The organism is Streptomyces sp. NPDC060000 (genome assembly GCF_042737375.1).
In the GTDB taxonomy this organism is placed as follows: domain Bacteria; phylum Actinomycetota; class Actinomycetes; order Streptomycetales; family Streptomycetaceae; genus Streptomyces.
On the sequence record NZ_JBHWUU010000004.1, the window covers coordinates 51788 to 68118 of the forward strand.

General features: G+C 72.0%; 13 protein-coding genes. 8 read left to right on the forward strand and 5 right to left on the reverse strand.

Annotated features, from left to right (window positions below):
* Positions 1 to 44 precede the first annotated feature (44 nt).
* The 5 genes from ACFWBB_RS03910 to ACFWBB_RS03930 all read left to right on the forward strand — a co-directional run bounded on the left by ACFWBB_RS03910 (position 45) and on the right by ACFWBB_RS03930 (position 4373).
* The gene (locus ACFWBB_RS03910; RefSeq protein WP_385266558.1) at positions 45 to 986 is read left to right on the forward strand and encodes a Zn-ribbon domain-containing OB-fold protein; all 942 of its coding nucleotides are present in this window, start codon (positions 45 to 47) and stop codon (positions 984 to 986) included.
* Positions 983 to 2032 (forward strand): thiolase domain-containing protein, encoded by a 1050-nt coding sequence (locus ACFWBB_RS03915; RefSeq protein WP_385266561.1) that lies wholly within the window; start codon positions 983 to 985, stop codon positions 2030 to 2032. Before ACFWBB_RS03910 ends, ACFWBB_RS03915 begins: the two co-directional genes overlap by 4 nt.
* Positions 2029 to 3195 (forward strand): thiolase domain-containing protein, encoded by a 1167-nt coding sequence (locus tag ACFWBB_RS03920; protein WP_385266563.1) that lies wholly within the window; start codon positions 2029 to 2031, stop codon positions 3193 to 3195. The genes ACFWBB_RS03915 and ACFWBB_RS03920 overlap by 4 nt, the downstream gene beginning before the upstream one ends.
* Before the next feature lie 83 nt (positions 3196 to 3278).
* Entirely contained in the window at positions 3279 to 3521 is a 243-nt protein-coding gene (locus ACFWBB_RS03925; RefSeq protein WP_328483758.1) for a DUF397 domain-containing protein, read from the forward strand.
* A 354-nt stretch (positions 3522 to 3875) separates the two neighbouring features.
* The gene (locus ACFWBB_RS03930) at positions 3876 to 4373 is read left to right on the forward strand and encodes a hypothetical protein (protein WP_062646030.1); all 498 of its coding nucleotides are present in this window, start codon (positions 3876 to 3878) and stop codon (positions 4371 to 4373) included.
* Positions 4374 to 4380: 7 nt separating this feature from the next.
* On the opposite strand, the gene ACFWBB_RS03935 is transcribed toward ACFWBB_RS03930, so the two are convergent.
* On the reverse strand, positions 4381 to 6312 hold the full coding sequence (locus ACFWBB_RS03935; RefSeq protein ID WP_385266566.1) for an N-acetylmuramoyl-L-alanine amidase: 1932 nt from the start codon (positions 6310 to 6312) through the stop codon (positions 4381 to 4383).
* Between the two features lie 242 nt (positions 6313 to 6554).
* Positions 6555 to 7694: an aminoglycoside phosphotransferase family protein gene (locus tag ACFWBB_RS03940; RefSeq protein WP_385266569.1), complete on the reverse strand. Its 1140-nt coding sequence runs from the start codon at positions 7692 to 7694 to the stop codon at positions 6555 to 6557.
* Between the two features lie 233 nt (positions 7695 to 7927).
* Here ACFWBB_RS03940 and ACFWBB_RS03945 point away from each other — a divergent pair, with 233 nt between their 5' ends.
* Entirely contained in the window at positions 7928 to 9439 is a 1512-nt protein-coding gene (locus tag ACFWBB_RS03945; protein WP_385266572.1) for a hypothetical protein, read from the forward strand.
* Positions 9440 to 9566: 127 nt separating this feature from the next.
* Here ACFWBB_RS03945 and ACFWBB_RS03950 read toward each other — a convergent pair whose 3' ends face one another.
* A complete protein-coding gene (locus tag ACFWBB_RS03950; RefSeq protein ID WP_385266575.1) occupies positions 9567 to 10964 on the reverse strand; it encodes a PP2C family protein-serine/threonine phosphatase in 1398 nt (465 codons plus the stop codon).
* 349 nt (positions 10965 to 11313) lie between these two features.
* Between ACFWBB_RS03950 and ACFWBB_RS03955 the strand changes: the two genes are divergently transcribed.
* Complete coding sequence (locus ACFWBB_RS03955) at positions 11314 to 11727, forward strand: SsgA family sporulation/cell division regulator (RefSeq protein WP_385266578.1); 414 nt, start codon at positions 11314 to 11316, stop codon at positions 11725 to 11727.
* A gap of 13 nt (positions 11728 to 11740) precedes the next feature.
* On the opposite strand, the gene ACFWBB_RS03960 is transcribed toward ACFWBB_RS03955, so the two are convergent.
* Together ACFWBB_RS03960 and ACFWBB_RS03965 are read right to left on the reverse strand one after the other, a co-directional pair.
* Complete coding sequence (locus tag ACFWBB_RS03960; RefSeq protein WP_385266580.1) at positions 11741 to 12766, reverse strand: Gfo/Idh/MocA family protein; 1026 nt, start codon at positions 12764 to 12766, stop codon at positions 11741 to 11743.
* Between the two features lie 300 nt (positions 12767 to 13066).
* Complete coding sequence (locus ACFWBB_RS03965; RefSeq protein WP_385266582.1) at positions 13067 to 14161, reverse strand: chemotaxis protein; 1095 nt, start codon at positions 14159 to 14161, stop codon at positions 13067 to 13069.
* A gap of 356 nt (positions 14162 to 14517) precedes the next feature.
* Between ACFWBB_RS03965 and ACFWBB_RS03970 the strand changes: the two genes are divergently transcribed.
* Positions 14518 to 16227 carry a fatty acyl-AMP ligase gene (locus tag ACFWBB_RS03970; RefSeq protein WP_385266584.1) on the forward strand — a complete coding sequence of 570 codons (1710 nt, stop codon included), beginning with the start codon at positions 14518 to 14520 and terminating at the stop codon, positions 16225 to 16227.
* Positions 16228 to 16331: the final 104 nt, after the last annotated feature.

Sequence of the window (16331 nt, forward strand, 5' to 3'; positions counted from 1 at the left end):
CCGGGCGCTTCCGCCGACGTCGGCTTCCCGAGGAGGCAGCCCCGATGCCCGAAGTCCTGAAAGCACCCCTCGTCGTCGAGTTCCCCTTCACCCGTTCCCTCGGTCCCGTGCAGAGCGCCTTTCTCACCGGTCTGCGGGAGCGGGTCGTCCTCGGGGTGCGGGCCTCCGACGGCCGCACCCTGGTACCGCCCGTCGAGTACGACCCCGTCACCGCCGACGAGATCCACGATGTGGTCGAGGTCGCCGCCACCGGCACGGTCACCACCTGGGCCTGGAACCACGCGCCCCGCCGCGGCCAGCCCCTCACCACCCCCTTCGCCTGGGTCCTGGTCCGCCTCGACGGCGCCGACACCGCCCTCCTGCACGCCCTCGACGCCCCCGGCCCCGACGCCGTCCGCACCGGAATGCGGGTCCGGATCCGCTGGGCCGGGGAACGCACCGGCGCCATCACCGACATCGCCTGCTTCGAGCCGTACGACGGTGAACCGGGCGAACCCACGGGCGGCGCCGCCGAGTTCGCGGACCCGGTCACCGGCATCGTCGCCCACGCCCGGCTCGACTACACCTACTCGCCCGGCCGTGCCCAGTCCGCCTACATCGCCGGGCTCTCCACCCGGCGCACCGTCGGCGAGCGCTGCCCCTCCTGCCGCAAGGTGTACGTCCCGCCCCGCGGGGCCTGCCCCACCTGCGGCCTCCCGACCGCCGAGCAGGTCGAGGTCGGACCGCGCGGGACCGTCACCACCTTCTGCATCGTCAACATCAAGGCGAAGAACCTCGACATCGAGGTGCCCTACGTCTATGCCCACATCGCCCTGGACGGCGCCGGCCTCGCGCTGCACGGACGCATCGGCGGCATCCCCTACGACCAGGTGCGCATGGGACTGCGCGTCGAACCCGTGTGGACGGAAGGCGCCCGCTACCCCGACCACTACCGGCCGACCGGCGAACCCGACGCGGACTACGACGCCTACAAGGAGCTGCTATGACCAGGGACATCGCGGTGGTGGCCTTCGCGCAGACCGACGTCCTGCGCACCACCGACGAGCTCTCCGAGGTCGAGATGCTCATGCCGGTCCTGCACAGCGTCCTGGACCGGACCGGCCTGAAGACCGCCGACATAGGCTTCACCTGCTCCGGCTCCAGCGACTACCTCGCCGGCCGCGCCTTCTCCTTCACCCTCGCCCTCGACGGCGTCGGCGCCTGGCCCCCCATCTCCGAGTCCCACGTCGAGACGGACGGCGCCTGGGCCCTCTACGAGGCGTGGACCAAGCTGCTCGCCGGCGACGCGGACACCGCGCTCGTCTACTCGTACGGCAAGTCCTCGCCCGGCTCCCTGCGCGACGTGCTCACCCGCCAGCTGGACCCGTACTACGTCGCCCCGCTGTGGCCCGACTCCGTCGCCCTCGCCGCCCTCCAGGCGCAGGCACTGATCGACGCGGGCGCCACCGACGAGAGCGCCCTCGCCACGATCGGGGCCCGCAGCCGGCAGGACGCCACCGCCAACTCCCATGCGCAGCTGCGCGGTTCGGTGCCGCAAGGGGACTATGTCGTACGGCCGCTGCGCACCGGAGACTGCCCGCCGATCGGCGACGGCGCCGCCGCCGTGATCCTCGCCGCGGGGGAGCGGGCCCGGGAGCTGTGCGAGCGGCCCGCCTGGATCCGGGGCATCGACCACCGGATCGAGGCCCACGCCCTCGGCGTGCGCGACCTGACCGAGTCGCCGTCCACCCGGCTGGCCGCCGAGAAGGCCGGCGCGTTCGAACGGCCCGTGGACACCGCCGAGCTGCACGCGCCGTTCAGCGCGCAGGAGGTCGTCCTGCGCACCGCGCTGAAGCTCGGCGACGACGTCCGCGTCAATCCGTCCGGCGGCGCCCTCGCCGCCAACCCGATGATGGCCGCCGGCCTCATCCGCATCGGCGAGGCCGCCGCCCGCATCCACCGGGGCGAGTCCGACCGCGCCCTCGCCCACGCCACCTCCGGCCCGTGTCTGCAGCAGAACCTGGTCGCCGTACTCGAAGGGGAACCGCGATGAGCAAGGAGCCCGTGGCCGTCGTCGGCATCGGCCAGACCAAGCACGTCGCGGCCCGGCGGGACGTCTCGATCGCCGGACTGGTCCGGGAAGCCGCCCGCAGCGCGCTGCGGGACGCGGAGCTGACATGGGCCGACATCGACGCCGTCGTCATCGGCAAGGCCCCCGACTTCTTCGAGGGCGTCATGATGCCCGAGCTGTACCTCGCCGACGCGCTCGGCGCGGTGGGCAAGCCGATGCTGCGGGTGCACACGGCGGGCTCCGTCGGCGGGTCCACCGCGCTCGTCGCCGCCAATCTCGTGGCGGCCCGGGTGCACGGCACCGTGCTGACCCTCGCCTTCGAGAAGCAGTCCGAGTCCAACGCCATGTGGGGACTGTCCCTGCCGGTCCCCTTCCAGCAGCCCCTGCTCGCCGGGGCGGGCGGATTCTTCGCGCCGCACGTACGGGCGTACATGCGGCGCAGCGGCGCCCCCGACACCGTCGGCTCGCTGGTGGCGTACAAGGACCGGCGCAACGCGCTGAAGAACCCCTACGCCCACCTCCACGAGCACGACATCACCCTGGAGAAGGTCCAGGCCTCGCCCATGCTCTGGGACCCGATCCGCTACTCGGAGACCTGCCCCTCCTCCGACGGCGCCTGCGCGATGATCCTCACCGACCGGGCCGGAGCCGCCCGCGCGCCCCGGCCGCCCGCCTGGATGCTCGGCGGAGCGATGCGCAGCGAGCCGACCCTGTTCGCCGGCAAGGACGCCGTGTCGCCGCAGGCCGGCAAGGACTGCGCCGCCGACGTCTACCGGCAGGCCGGGATCACCGACCCGCGCCGGGACATCGACGCCGTCGAGATGTACGTACCGTTCTCCTGGTACGAGCCGATGTGGCTGGAGAACCTCGGCTTCGCCGACGAGGGCGAGGGCTGGAAGCTGACCGAGGCCGGAGTGACCGAGCTCGACGGAGACCTGCCCGTCAACATGTCGGGAGGCGTCCTTTCCACCAACCCCATCGGCGCCTCCGGCATGATCCGCTTCGCGGAGGCGGCGCTCCAGGTGCGCGGCCAGGCAGGGGAACACCAGGTGGAGAGGGCGGGGAAGGTCCTTGGGCACGCCTACGGAGGTGGCTCGCAGTTCTTCTCCATGTGGCTCGTGGGAGCGCGGCCCCCGGAGTCCTGAAAGGTCCCCCTCACGTGCTCTGTCGGCGTTCGGAACCGCTCGCTAGGCTGACCCGCGGACGACGAACCGGGAGGAGCACGGACGTGGCCGAGAGCACCATCCAGCAGCAGCCGCTCACGGGCTGGGACAAGCCGGAGCTGGACCTCAGCAGCGCCGAGTGGCAGTCCACCAGCCGGGGGCGGGGGGATGTCCAGATCGCCTTCGTCGAGGGATTCATCGCGATGCGCAACAGTGGCCGCCCACAGAGCCCTTCCCTGATCTTCACGCCCGCCGAGTGGGGCGCGTTCGTATCGGGGGCGCGGGAGGGGGAGTTCGATCTGACCTGAGCCCGGTGTCGGCCGGGGTGGCCGGTACCGGAACCGGGGGTCGCGTCCGGGACCGGACGCGCGAACGCGTACGCCTTCCGGGGCCATGCCCCGGGGAGGCGCCCCGGACGGCGTCGGGCACTCTCCCCGGTCCGGTCAGGGCCGTACCCGGGAGCCCGGCGAAGCGCCGCCGTCGGCCGCCATCGGCCGGCACCGGCCGAGGCGTGACGGGGGCCGGGGCCGGCGCCGCGTCCGCGGTGGCGGGAGAACCGGTCGTCGTCGGCCGCGCGACAGCCGGCCGCGAAGCGCGTCCTGAGGGCGAACCGTGTCCCTCCCGGCGGTCGCCGGACGGCGCTGTCCACGTACCATGGCCGCATGTCGTTCCTCCGCCGCCGCAGCGCCACGCCCGCCGGGCCCGACTTCGACGTCCTGGCCATGGATCCGGGCGACTGGCCCGGCAATCTGGGTGCCGGGCTGCTGCCCGCCCCCGACGGCAGCTGCCAGGGTGTCTTCCTGCGCTACGACCTCTTCGGCGGCCGTGGCCCCGCGATGATCATCGGCAATCTGCCCGAGGGCTCCCCGGCTCGTGAGGTGGAGGAGGGCGAGGTCCCCTTCGAGGTGGCCCAGCTGCTGCTCGCGCTGGAGAACGACGAGGAGGTGACCGTCGTCGGCACCGAGGACATGCCGGTCATGCAGGGGGACAACCTCCTGATCGTGCGCCGCCTCAAGCTCTCCGAGGGCCGGATCTCCTGCGTGCAGTTCGACCGCAGCGACAACGTCCTGGTGACCATCGCCGCCTGGGACCGCCCCATCACCGACGACCTGTACGCCCTGCTGAAGCCGCTCCCGGCGGAACTGTTCCAGCAGGGCTGAGGCGCGGCTACTTCTGCGACGGCACCAGCCGCACGTCCGCGGCCCGCACGAACGCGACGCGGTGGCCGTACTGGATCTCGTAGTACAGGTCCTTGCCGGTCACGACCCGGTGCGAGTCGGTGGCGAAGGTGACCGCGTAGTAGTACTCGCCCGGCACCTTGTCACCGACCACGTACTTCTGCCCCTTCGGCAGCGTGTACGGGAGCGGCGACACCGCCTGCGCCGGTACGCCCGCCGGGTAGGCGGACGCCTCCGGACAGGCGCGCCCGTAGACCGGAACGCTGTCGCGGCCGTCCCTCGGGGTGATCACCTGGCCCGCCGCGGGTACCGCCGTCGGCTGCTCCTCCGGGTTCCTGAACCACGCCTTCTGCCCCAGGTACCAGATGGCCGTCCAGTCGCCCCACCGGTCGGCGACCGCGTACTGCTGGCCCGTGGACACCCGCGAGGAGAGGTCGTTCACGCCGGTGGTCGGGGCCGAACCCTGCCCGATGTCCTTGATCAGGGCCGACTTCTCGTCGTGGTCGGAGTACAGCCGCACCGCGCTGGATCCGTGCGCCGCGCACGGCTCGCCCTTGGCCACGCAGCTCGTGTACACCGGCTGGTTGGCGTTGTAGTCCGGCCGGATCGTCACCAGGCCGCCGCCGCCCCTGCGGGCCGTCGCCGTGAGGGGCCGGTCCAGCAGCTCGAAGTAGTGCCGCCAGTCCCAGTACGGGCCCGGGTCGGTGTGCATCCCGGAGACGGACGCGGTGGTCGGCCCGGGCACGGTGTCATGGCCCAAGATGTGCTGCCTGTCCAGCGGGATGCCGTACCGCGCGGCCAGGTACTTCACCAGGCGCGCCGACGACCGGTACATCGCCTCCGTGTACCAGGCGTCCGGCTGGGCGAGGAAGCCCTCGTGCTCCAGGCCGATCGACTTGGCGTTGACGTACCAGTTGCCCGCGTGCCAGGACACGTCCTTGGCCTTCACGTGCTGGGCGACATGGCCGTCGGTGGAGCGCAGCGAGTAGTTCCAGGAGACGTAGGTGGGGTCCTGGACCAGATCCAGCGTCCCTTCCCAGCCGCCCTCGGTGTCGTGCACGACGATGTACCTGATGCTCGGCGCGGCGGGCCGGTCGCCGAGGTCGTGGTTGCCGTAGTCGTTGTCGCCGAACTGCTCGTAGGGCGCCGGGATCCACTCGCAGGACACCGTCGTCGGGCATTCGGTGCCGGCCGCGGAGGCCGTGCGCAGGCCTGTCTCCCGCAGCTGGGCCGTCCGCGGGGTGAGGTCCGGCTGGGCGGCCAGGGCGATCGGCCGGCCGGTGTCGGTGGTGCGCTCCGCGCCGGTGCGGAGCACGTCGTAGACGTCGTTCGCGTAGGTGGCGGCCGTCGCGCTGTCGTCGGCGCCCGAGAACCGCGCCACCGCGCCGTACCAGTCCGCCGGGTCGGCGCTCAGCGGCTCGCCCAGTTGCTTCTGCGCGGCGGCGAGGAGCGCCGCACCTCCCGCGATGTTGGCCGCCGGGTCCGTGCGCAGCTCCGCCACGCCGAGGCCGGTCAGCTCCGCCGCCCTCGGCAGGGTCTTCAGCCGGGCCGGGAGTTCCTGGCCCGACGGGAGTTTCGTGCGCCGGACGCGGGCCGGGCGGGCGGAGTCGCCGCGGGCGTCCTCCTTGTCCGCACCGTGAGTCGGGGCCGCGGCCAGCGCCGCGCGGGCGTCGGTGAGGTGCATCGGGCCGTAGCCGCCGGTGACGCTCGGCGCTCCGCCGTGCGCGTCCCAGCGCGACTGGAGATAGGAGACGCCCAGCAGCACGCTCTGCGGTACCTGGTACTCGGCGGCCGCGGCGGCGAAGGCCCGCTGAAGGCTGTTCGCGGTGGAGCCCCCGGCGGCCGGGGAAGCCACGGAATCCGTGGCGCCGGCCGGGGATGCCGCGCCGAGCAGTGGGAACAGCAGAGCCGCCGACGCCATGGCGCCTGCGGCTCTGAGGGGACGTCTGACAGGAGTGGGGTGAGTGACGGGTTTTCGCAACGCGGCCTCCTGGGACGGACGAGCGGGGTGTGCGGGGCTGGGTACGAGTCGCCTCATACCCGTGGTACGACAACCCGTCAATCATGCGCACACACAGGAGATTTCCCTTGTCAAGACACTGCTGACGCACCGTCGGAGGCGGGCGGGCGCCCCGTTCAGGCGCACCGCGCACCTCCGTCCTCTCAGCGGGTGCCGACCGCCGCCCGTACGGCCCGGCGGGCCAGCTGGCAGTCGTCGTGCAGCCGCCGCAGCAACAGGCGCTGTTCCTCACCGGACGGCACGCCACCCGGGTGGGCGGCCCCCGGAGCCGTCGGGGCGGCGTCGTGCATCGACCGCTGCACGGCCGTCTCATAGGTACGGATCTCGCGGGTCAGGACCAGCATCAGGTTCACCAGGAAGGCGTCCCGGGAGGCCGGGCCCGCCGACTGGGCGATCTGGCTGATCTGACGGCGCGCCACCGGCGCGTCGCCCAGTGCCGACCACAGCGTCGCCAGGTCGTAACCCGGCAGATACCACCCCGCGTGCTCCCAGTCCACCAGCACTGGACCGGCCGGTGAGAGAAGGATGTTCGACAGGAGGGCGTCGCCGTGACAGAACTGGCCCATGCCCTGCCGGCCCGCGCCGGCCGCGATGCCGTGCAGCAGCTTCTGGAGGTCGCCCAGGTCCCGGTCGGTGAGCAGACCGAGCTCGTGATAGCGGGAGATACGGGCGGCGTAGTCCAGCGGCGCGTCGAACGTCCCCACCGGGGGCCGCCAGGCGTTGAGCCGGCAGACCGCGCCGATCGCCGCCCTGATGTCCGCCCGCGGCGGGGCCTCGGTGGGGTGCCGCTGGAGTGCCGCCACCCGGCCGGGCATCCGCTCGATCACCAGGGTGCAGTTGTCCGGGTCCGCCGCGATCAGTCTCGGCGCCCGCACCGGGGGGCGGTGCCGGACGAACGTGCGGTATGCGGCTATTTCATGCCGGATCCGTTCGGCCCACACGGGGGAGTGGTCGAGTAAACACTTGGCGACCGCCGTGCTGCGCCCGGTCGTACCGACCAGGAGCACCGAGCGACCGCTGCGGCGCAGTACCTGGACCGGGGCGAACTCCGGGCAGATCCGGTGCACCGACGCGATCGCGGTGCGCAATTGGGCGCCCTGCGGGCCGGACAGGTCGAGTCGTCCGCTGAGCGGCTGGGCGCCGGGCCCCGCGGGGCGCCGGGCCAGACCCGCGCCGAGCGTGGGAGCCGCCGACCGCGCGGGGTCGAGGTAGGGGCCGCCGCCGCCCGGGCGGGTGTGCAGCGACCGGGGCGGGGCGGACACGGAGGACGATGCTGCGTACATGGGAGAAACAGATCCCTTCGTGTGCCGGACGTTCAGAACGCTGCCCCGACCGGTCCTTTCGGATACACCCTGGGGAATGTCCCTCGGCGACCGGGTCGGGGTGGCGCTTTCCTACCTGACACCCATCGCCCAGTGGCACACCATCTGGCGAACCCTGGCGAACCCTGGCGAATAGTCGCCCGGCAACTTTCACGGGGCTACTGTCAACTCAGCCGAGAACCTGGGGGCTTGACGTGAGCGGACAACCCAATACCCGTCTCTCGGACCTGTTCGGCCTGGCCGGCTGGTCCAAGGGTGAACTCGCGAGGCTGGTCAACCGGCAGGCGGCGGCCATGGGCCACCCCCAGCTGTCGACCGACACCTCCCGGGTGCGGCGGTGGATCGACATGGGAGAGATCCCGCGCGATCCGGTGCCGCGGGTGCTGGCGGCTCTGTTCACCGAGCGTCTCGGCCGTGTCGTGACCATGGAGGACCTCGGTCTGGTCCGGCACGGGCGTACAGGTAAACGGCCCGGCGGCGGGAGTGTGGAACATCCCGACGGTGTGCCGTGGGCGCCCGAACGGACTGCTGCGGTCCTCACCGAATTCACGGGAATGGACCTCATGCTCAACCGACGCGGCTTGGTGGGCGCGGGTGCCGCGCTCGCAGCGGGATCAGCTCTCAGCAGTGCCATGTACGAGTGGCTGCACACCGACCCCACCCTCTCCTCCGACGCTCCTGTCCTCGACCACCCCCTCCTCCACCACGCCGACCCCGCCGGGTTCGACCGCTACGAGGCCGCCCCCATCGGAAGGGAGGAGGTGGACGAACTCGAGCGCTCGGTGGACGTGTTCCGGGCCTGGGACGCGGCCCGCGGGGGCGGGCTGCAACGCAAGGCCGTGGTGGGACAGCTCAACGAGGTGGGCGGCATCCTCGCCTACCACCACCCCGCCCATCTCCAGCGGCGACTGTGGGGCGTCGCGGCGAACCTCGCCGTCCTCGCGGGCTGGATGTCGCACGACGTGGGTCTGGAGCCCACGGCTCAGAAGTACTTCGTCATCGCCGCACACGCCGCTCGAGAGGGCGGTGACCGGCCGCGGGCGGGCGAGGCGCTCTCCCGGGCGGCCCGTCAGATGGTGCACCTCGGCCGGCCCGACGAGGCCCTCGACCTGATGAACCTCGCCCAGTCCGGATCCGGCGACAACGCGACTGCGCGCACCAGGGCGATGTTCCACACCGTCGAGGCCTGGGCGCAGGCGTCGATGGGCAAGGGCCAGGCCATGCGCCGTACCCTCGGCCGGGCGGAGGACCTCTTCGTCTCCGACAAGGGCGAGATCACCCCGCCGTCCTGGATGCAGACCTTCAAGGACGAGGACCTGTACGGCATGCAGGCGCTGGCCTACCGCACGCTGGCCGAGTTCGAGCCGCAGGCGGCCGCGCACGCCCAGTATTACGCGGAGAAGGCACTGGCGCTGCGGGTCGACGGGCGGGAGCGGTCGAAGATCTTCGACCATCTGTCCATGGCGTCCGCCTGCTTCATCGCGAACGATCCCGAACAGGCGGACCGGTTCGCACGGTTGGCCCTGATGTCGATGGGGTCGAACTCCTCCCGGCGCACCTGGGACCGGCTGAGCCAGATGTACCGGCTCACCGCGCAGTACGCCGACTACCCGAGGATCAGCGAGCTGCGTGAGGAGATCAGGCTGGCGCTGCCGAGGCAGAAGAGCGGGAAGGGAGGCAGGGCAGGCGACGGCGCTCAGGTGTGAGCGGGCGGCCGTCGGCCGAGTCTGCCCGTCGGGTGGTCCGGGCGACGAGCAGACGTCACCGTGCGATGAGCGCGTATCACGAGGTGACGAGCACGTATCACCGGGTTTCCGGGGCGACCGACACGTATCACCGGGTCACTCGGGCGACCAACACGCAGGCGTCGTCCGCGCGTTCGCTCTCGTCGCACTCCTCCACGACCATCCGCACGCAGTCCTGTGCGGTGCGCGCCCCGTGCAGGCGGGGGGCCAGGCCGAGGAGGCGGTCGGCGGGTGCCAGCGCGTCGGTGTGCAGCAGGAGCAGGTCGCCCTCTTCGAGCCTCTGTTCGGCCTGCCCGTAGGCCGCGCGCGCGGTGGCGCCGAGGAGCACGCCCTCGGGCGCGTCCAGTCGGCGTCCCGTCCCGTCGCGGAAGAGCAGCGGGGCGGGGTGTCCGGCCTGCGCCCACGTCAGGGTGCGGGTCTCCGGCCGGTAGCGGCAGCAGACCGCGCTGCCCAGGGCCGGTTGGACGGTGGCGTCCAGTAACTGGTTCAGCCAGGCCATCAGTTGGGCCGGCCGGGTGCCCGCCATGGCCATACCGCGCAGGGCGCCCAGCATCATCGCCGTGTGGGAGGCGACGGACGGGCCGTGTCCGGTGAGATCGCCGACGCTGAGCAGTGTCTGGCCGTCGGAGAGTTCGAGCGCGTCGTACCAGTCGCCGCCGATCTGTGAAGTCGTCGCGGCGGGCAGGTAGTGGGCGGCGAGGTCGAGGGAACGGGGGCCCTGGTACGGCAGGCGCAGCGAGCCGCGCCACGGCGGCAGCACCGCCTCCCGCAGCTCCACCGCCAGCCGGTGTTCGGTCTGCGCCCGGTGCCGCTGGCGCTGGAGCGAGTCACGGCTCTCGCGGACCGCGTGCTGGCTGCGGCGCAGTTCGCTGACGTCGCGCAGGACCGCCCACATCGAGGCGGTGCCGCCGTCGGAGTCGAGCACGGGCTCGCCCATCATGTGCACCGTGCGGTTCCCGCCGTCCGGGCGCACGACGCGGAACTCGCCGTCGATGGGCCGGGCGTCGATCAGGCAGTCCGTGACCATCGTCGTCAGTTTCGGCCGGTCCTCGTCGAGGACGAGCGAGGGCAGTTCGTCGAGGGTGAGCGGCGCGGTGGCGGGGTCGCGGCCGAGGATTGCGTAGAGCTCCGCGGACCAGACGGCCTCGTCCGTCAGCAGGTTCCACTCGGCGCTGCCGACCCGGCTGTGCAGCGACTCGCGCCGGGACGCCGTCGGGGCGGCGGACACCGGCTCGGCGGCGGGCTCGGGCGGCGGGCCGTCCCGCAACTGGGCCAAATGCGCGTCGAGGTCGTCGAGTTGATGGAGGGCCAGATCGTAGAGCGCGCGCTGCCAGCGTCCCTGCGGGTCCGCCCCGTCGCTGCGGGTGTCCTGCCGTACGGCGTCCATGTCGCCCTTGAGCCGACGTGTCTGCGTGATCAGCGCGTCGACCGAGCCGCGCCCCGGCGGCTGGGCGGCGGAGTGATCCGCGGAGACGTGGGGCGGCATGACGCACTCCGATGAGGGACGGTACGGCGAAGGCTGACACAAGGGCCGTTACGACTGTTGCACAGCGCGCGACGGCGTGTAAGGGATTTGGCAACACACGATTCGGTGGTGCTTCTGGCATATGCCACTGTCTCCGGGGTGATGCGGTGAGACATGCTCGTCAGCCCCTGGGAGGGGGTCAAGTCGTAGGTGACGTACGTGACTTGAGGGACCCCTGAGGGGGTCGAGGTGACCATCGGTCGCGCGTTCGACGGGCTGATGTTCCAGCATGTCGGCCCTGTGACGCAGGTCACATGAATTGGACGCCGCTTTCGCGTAATGCAAGGGGCCCCCACGAGGTCGTACATGCATGGACATCACTCTTGAACAACCTGTCCGCGCCCGCCTGATCACCGCGGAGGACCGGGAGCTGCCGGTGCCCGCCACGCTCCGCTACGACTCCGCCGACCCGTTCGCCGTGCACATCGACTTCCCGCCGGAGGTGTCCCTCGCGGGCGAGGCGGTGACCTGGACCTTCGGCCGTGCCCTGCTGGAACAGGGCGTGAACGGTCCGGCCGGCAGCGGTGACGTGCACATCTGGCCCTGTGGGCGGGCCCGGACGGTGGTGGAGTTCCACTCCCCGCTCGGCCTGGCCCTGCTCCAGTTCGACACGGGCGTACTGCGCCGGTTCCTGCTGCGCAGCTACGCCGTGGTCGCGGCGGGCCGGGAGGATGTCGGCGCCGCCGTCGACCGGGGTCTCGAAGCCCTGCTCGGCAACGTCTGAGGCCCGCCGGGTGTCAGTGACCGCCCAGGGCGTACAGACCCGGGCGCGGGGCGAGTTCGACGGCGACGCGCGTACCGCTCTCCAGGGACCGGATGCCGGCCTCGGCGACGACGGAGGCCGCGTAGCCGTCCCAGACGGTCGGGCCGGTGACCCGGCCGCGCCGGGTGGCGTCGACCCATGCCTGCACCTCGCGGTCGTAGGCGTCCGCGAACCGCACGAGGTAGTCCTGGGGCACGTCCGCGCCGGCGGTGCCCTCTGTGGTGACGAGCATCCCCTGGTCGTCACCGATACGCGCGCTGCCCGCCTCGCACACGGCCTCGCAGCGCACCTGGTAACCGAAGCCGCAGTTGACGAAGACCTCGACGTCGACCAGGGCACCCCCGTCGGTCTCGAACAGGACGAACTGCGGGTCGAGGAGGCCCTGCGGGGCGCCGGACGAGGGGCGCGGGCGCCGCACGGTGACCGCGGTCAGCTCCTGGCCGAGCAGCCAGCGGGCGGCGTCGATCTCGTGCGACACCGAACTGTCGATCAGCATCGCGCTGGTGAAACCCGGCGGCGAGGAGACGTTGCGGTGGACGCAGTGCAGCATCAGCGGCCGTCCGAGCCGCCCGTCGTCCAGCAGGGCCTTGAGCCTGCGGTACCCGACGTCGTAGCGCCGCATGAACCCGATCTGTGCCAGCCGCCGCCCCAGGCGCGCCTCCGCCTCCAGCACGCGCAGCGCCCCGGCCGAGTCCGGCACCATGGGTTTCTCGCACAGCACCGGAAGCCCGCGGGTGAAGGCCATGAGCAGCGCCTCCTGGTGTGCGGGACCCGGCGAGGCGATCAGCACGGCCTCGACCCCGGGCGCGTCGAGCGCGGCCTCCGCCTCCGTGTGGACCGTCGCCCCTCCGACCCCGGCCACGGCCTCCTTCGCGCGCGCGGCGTCGGGGTCGGCCACGGCGACGACTCTGGCTCCGCTCACCACGCGATCGAGGCGGCGTATGTGGTCGGCCCCCATGTGTCCTGCACCCAGTACGGCTACGCCCAGCAGGTCACCCACGCGCACTCACCCTCCCGGTCGGCGATCACGCCGTAGCGTACGCCGCCGGGAAAAGCCGCTGAACAGGATCCTGAGGGGGTCCGGCTGACGCCTGGTGGGGGCACCGGTCGAGGTCACGGGCGGACGGGCGGTCGGGCGGAGGGACTGACGGAAAACCGGCGGGTACGCGGAGGGAACACCGGCGAGGACGCGGGCGGAACATCGGCGAGGACGCGGGCGAACATCGGCGAGGACGCGGGCGGAACATCGGCGAGGACGCGTTCGCGGGCATCGGCCGAGTCGGCGCCGGATGGGCGGGTGTCAGTAGCGCAGCACCGCCGCCATCCCGTCCGCGTCGCCCAGCGAGCCGTCGGGCACGAAGCGCACCTCCGCGCCCGTCTCCAGACACTGCTCGACGATCTCGTCCACGATGTCCTCGCGGGCGTCCGGATCGCCGCTCGCGGCCGGGACGAGATGGTCGCCGCCGTCGCGGACCGAGACGCGGTAGTTCTCCTCGACGGCCAGCAGCCGGACCCGGCCCTCACGGGCGTTCTGCCAGAGCTCGTCGACGCCGGCCGCGAACGTCTTGTGCCCGCGGGCCGAGTCGAGTTCCCGGGCGACGGCGGCGGTGTTCCGGCGGGCCTCCGCGTCGTGCAGCGGACGCACCGCCTGCCACACGGCGTCGGGCGTGCCGTGCGAGAGTCCGCCGTGCGGCATGTGCACCGCGTGCCGGGTGGCTCCGCCCAGCTCGTCGAGGAGCGACAGCGCCGCCTGCTCGCCGGTGACGTACAGCGGCCGGGGGTCCTCGCGCAGCAGCGCGGCCAGGGCGGTGTCGGCATCGCGCAGGAAACGGCGGGTGTCCTCGTCGCGGAAGGTGCTGGGCAGGTCGCCGGTCCGCTCCATGCGCTCGGCGTCGAAGTTCTGCTGACGTCTGACCAGCGGAAAGCCGCCGGCGTGTTCCTCGGTGACCCGGTCGGCGCCGCCGTTCCACAGTGTGGCGCGGTCGGCGGAGACCGACAGCACCCAGAACGGCCGCTCGGCGGCCTGGGCGGAGACGAGGTTGCGGGTGAGGAAGGTGTCGGAGAGCACGACACGTTCGGGGACGGCCCGGGCCAGCGACCACACCTGGTGCTCGCCCGGAGCGGCGTAGATGACCAGGCCGTCCTCGGCGTGCGCCAGGTCGACCTCGGCCAGGGCCCGGTCGAGCCGGCCGGCGACGTCGGCGCGCCGCTCCCGGGTGACCGCGGGGTCGCTCTCGAGCTGTTTCTTCGCCTCGGCCACGACATTGCGCAACCGGACCCGGTCCTGGGCGTTCTCGGGTTCCCGCCGATGCGTCGGCGTCAGCACGGACACCGCCGGATAGGGGCGCGGGCGGCGCAGTCCGGAGAGGGTCGCGGGGCTCAGTGCGTGCTCCATACCAGCACCATAGGACCGATTCCCCTCTGCGGCATTTGGGGGAACAAGGAGATCACCGGGTGGCCGAAACCCGTCGCGTGCCGGTTTGAGTGCCGCGATTCGATCCGCAATGATCGCGTAAAGTTGAACTTGTCGCCACCGCAGGTCGCTTGAGATCGACCCTGCTGGATACGCAGGGTTTACATATGTTCGACCCATTGTGCGGATGAGCTTGATAGGGTGTTACTCGTCAGTAGCAAGCTGAGTGGGGCAACAGGAATCCCGCGTGACGGACCATCACCGGGTTCCCGCTTGGCGGTCGAATCACGAACTTCCGTTCCCACGCCTCCACATCCAGACAGGTGAGACTCGTCAACATGGCCCGTTCCCTGGTCGATCTGCTGACCACGCACGCCGCCCACCAGCCCGAGCGGACCGCCTACCGCTACCTCGCCACGGGGGACTGCGACGGAGAGGTTCAGGAACTCTCCTACGCCCGACTGGCCACCCGCTCCCGGGCCGTGGCCGCCTGGCTCCAGGAACGCGGCCTGGCCGGCTCCCGCGCCATGCTGCTCTACCCGCCGGGCCCCGAGTTCATCAGCGGTTACCTCGGCTGCCTCTCGGCCGGAGTCGTCGCCGTACCCGGAGTGCCCCCGCAGGGCCGCTCGCAGAACCACCGTGCCCTGACCCGGATGAAGCGCCTGATCGCCGACTCGGACGCCAAGGTGATCCTCGGCGGCCACGAGGTGATCGCCGCCCTCGGCCGACTGGCGGAGCATCTTCCCGAGCTCGACGGGATCACCTGCGTCGCCACGGAGGACATACCCGACGAGATGGCGGCCGCCTGGCGCGAACCGGATCTGACCGCCGACTCGGTCGCCTTCCTCCAGTACACCTCCGGCTCCACCTCCGCCCCGCGCGGCGTCGTCGTCACCCACGGCAACCTGCTGGACAATCAGCGGGTCATCACCGAGCGCATGGGCCACACCCCGGACGTCATCGCCGGGTGCGGCGGCGAACTGTTCGTCAGCTGGCTGCCCGTGTACCACGACATGGGGCTCATCGGACCGGTCCTGAACACCTTGTACCTCGGCGTCACCGCCACCCTCTTCTCGCCCCTGCACTTCCTCCAGCGCCCCGACCGCTGGCTCACCGCGATCAGCCGCTACCGCCCGCACACCAGCGGCGGCCCCAACTTCGCCTACGAACTCGCCCTCAAGCACGCCAAGCCCGCACTCCTCGACAGCCTCGACCTGAGCTCCTGGAAGGTCGCCTTCAACGGGGCCGAGCCGGTGCGCGCCGCCACCCTGCGCCGCTTCACGGAGACCTTCGCCCCGGCCGGCTTCCGCGGCGAGGCCCTGTACCCCTGCTACGGCCTCGCCGAAGCGACCCTCATGGTCACGGGCGGCACGGTCGGCGTACCCCCGGTCCTCCTGGAACCGGAGACGGGCGCGGCCGACGCGGCCGCTGTCGGCTGCGGGCGGCCCGGTGAGGGCGTCACGGTGGTCATCGCCGACCCCGAGGGCCCGCGGGAGCTGCCCGAGGGGGAGATCGGTGAGATCTGGGTGCGGAGCGCGAGCGTCGCCAAGGGGTACTGGCGCAACACCCTCGCCACCCGGGAGTCCTTCCGCGCCACGCTTCCCGGCCATGAGGGGCGTTTCCTGCGCACCGGCGACCTGGGATTCCTGCGGGACGGCGAGCTGTTCGTCACCGGCCGGCTGAAGGACCTCATGGTCGTCGACGGACGCAACCACTACCCGCAGGACCTCGAGCTCTCCGCCGAGACGTGCCACCCCGCGCTGCGGCCCGGCTGTACCGCCGCGTTCTCCGTGGACCGCGGTATCGAAGGCGAACGGCCGGTGCTGATCGCCGAGTTGGCGCCGGAGGCGGTCGGCGAATCGGAGAAGATCACCGATCTGATCCGGGCCGCGATCGGCGACGCCCACGGCCTGTCCGTGCACGACGTAGTCCTGGTCCACCCGGGCACCATTCCCAAGACCTCCAGCGGAAAGATCCAGCGCGGGGCCTCCCGAGCCGCCTACCTCGACGGCACGCTCGCGCCGGTCGGAGCGACCGCCGTCCGCTGACCACGGCCGCCGCCGGTCCGCCCGTGCGGACCCGCGGCCCGCCTTCGGGACCCCGTCCCCTTCACTTCCGTTCATTCCGTACGACCGCGCGCGTCGGCGCGTCC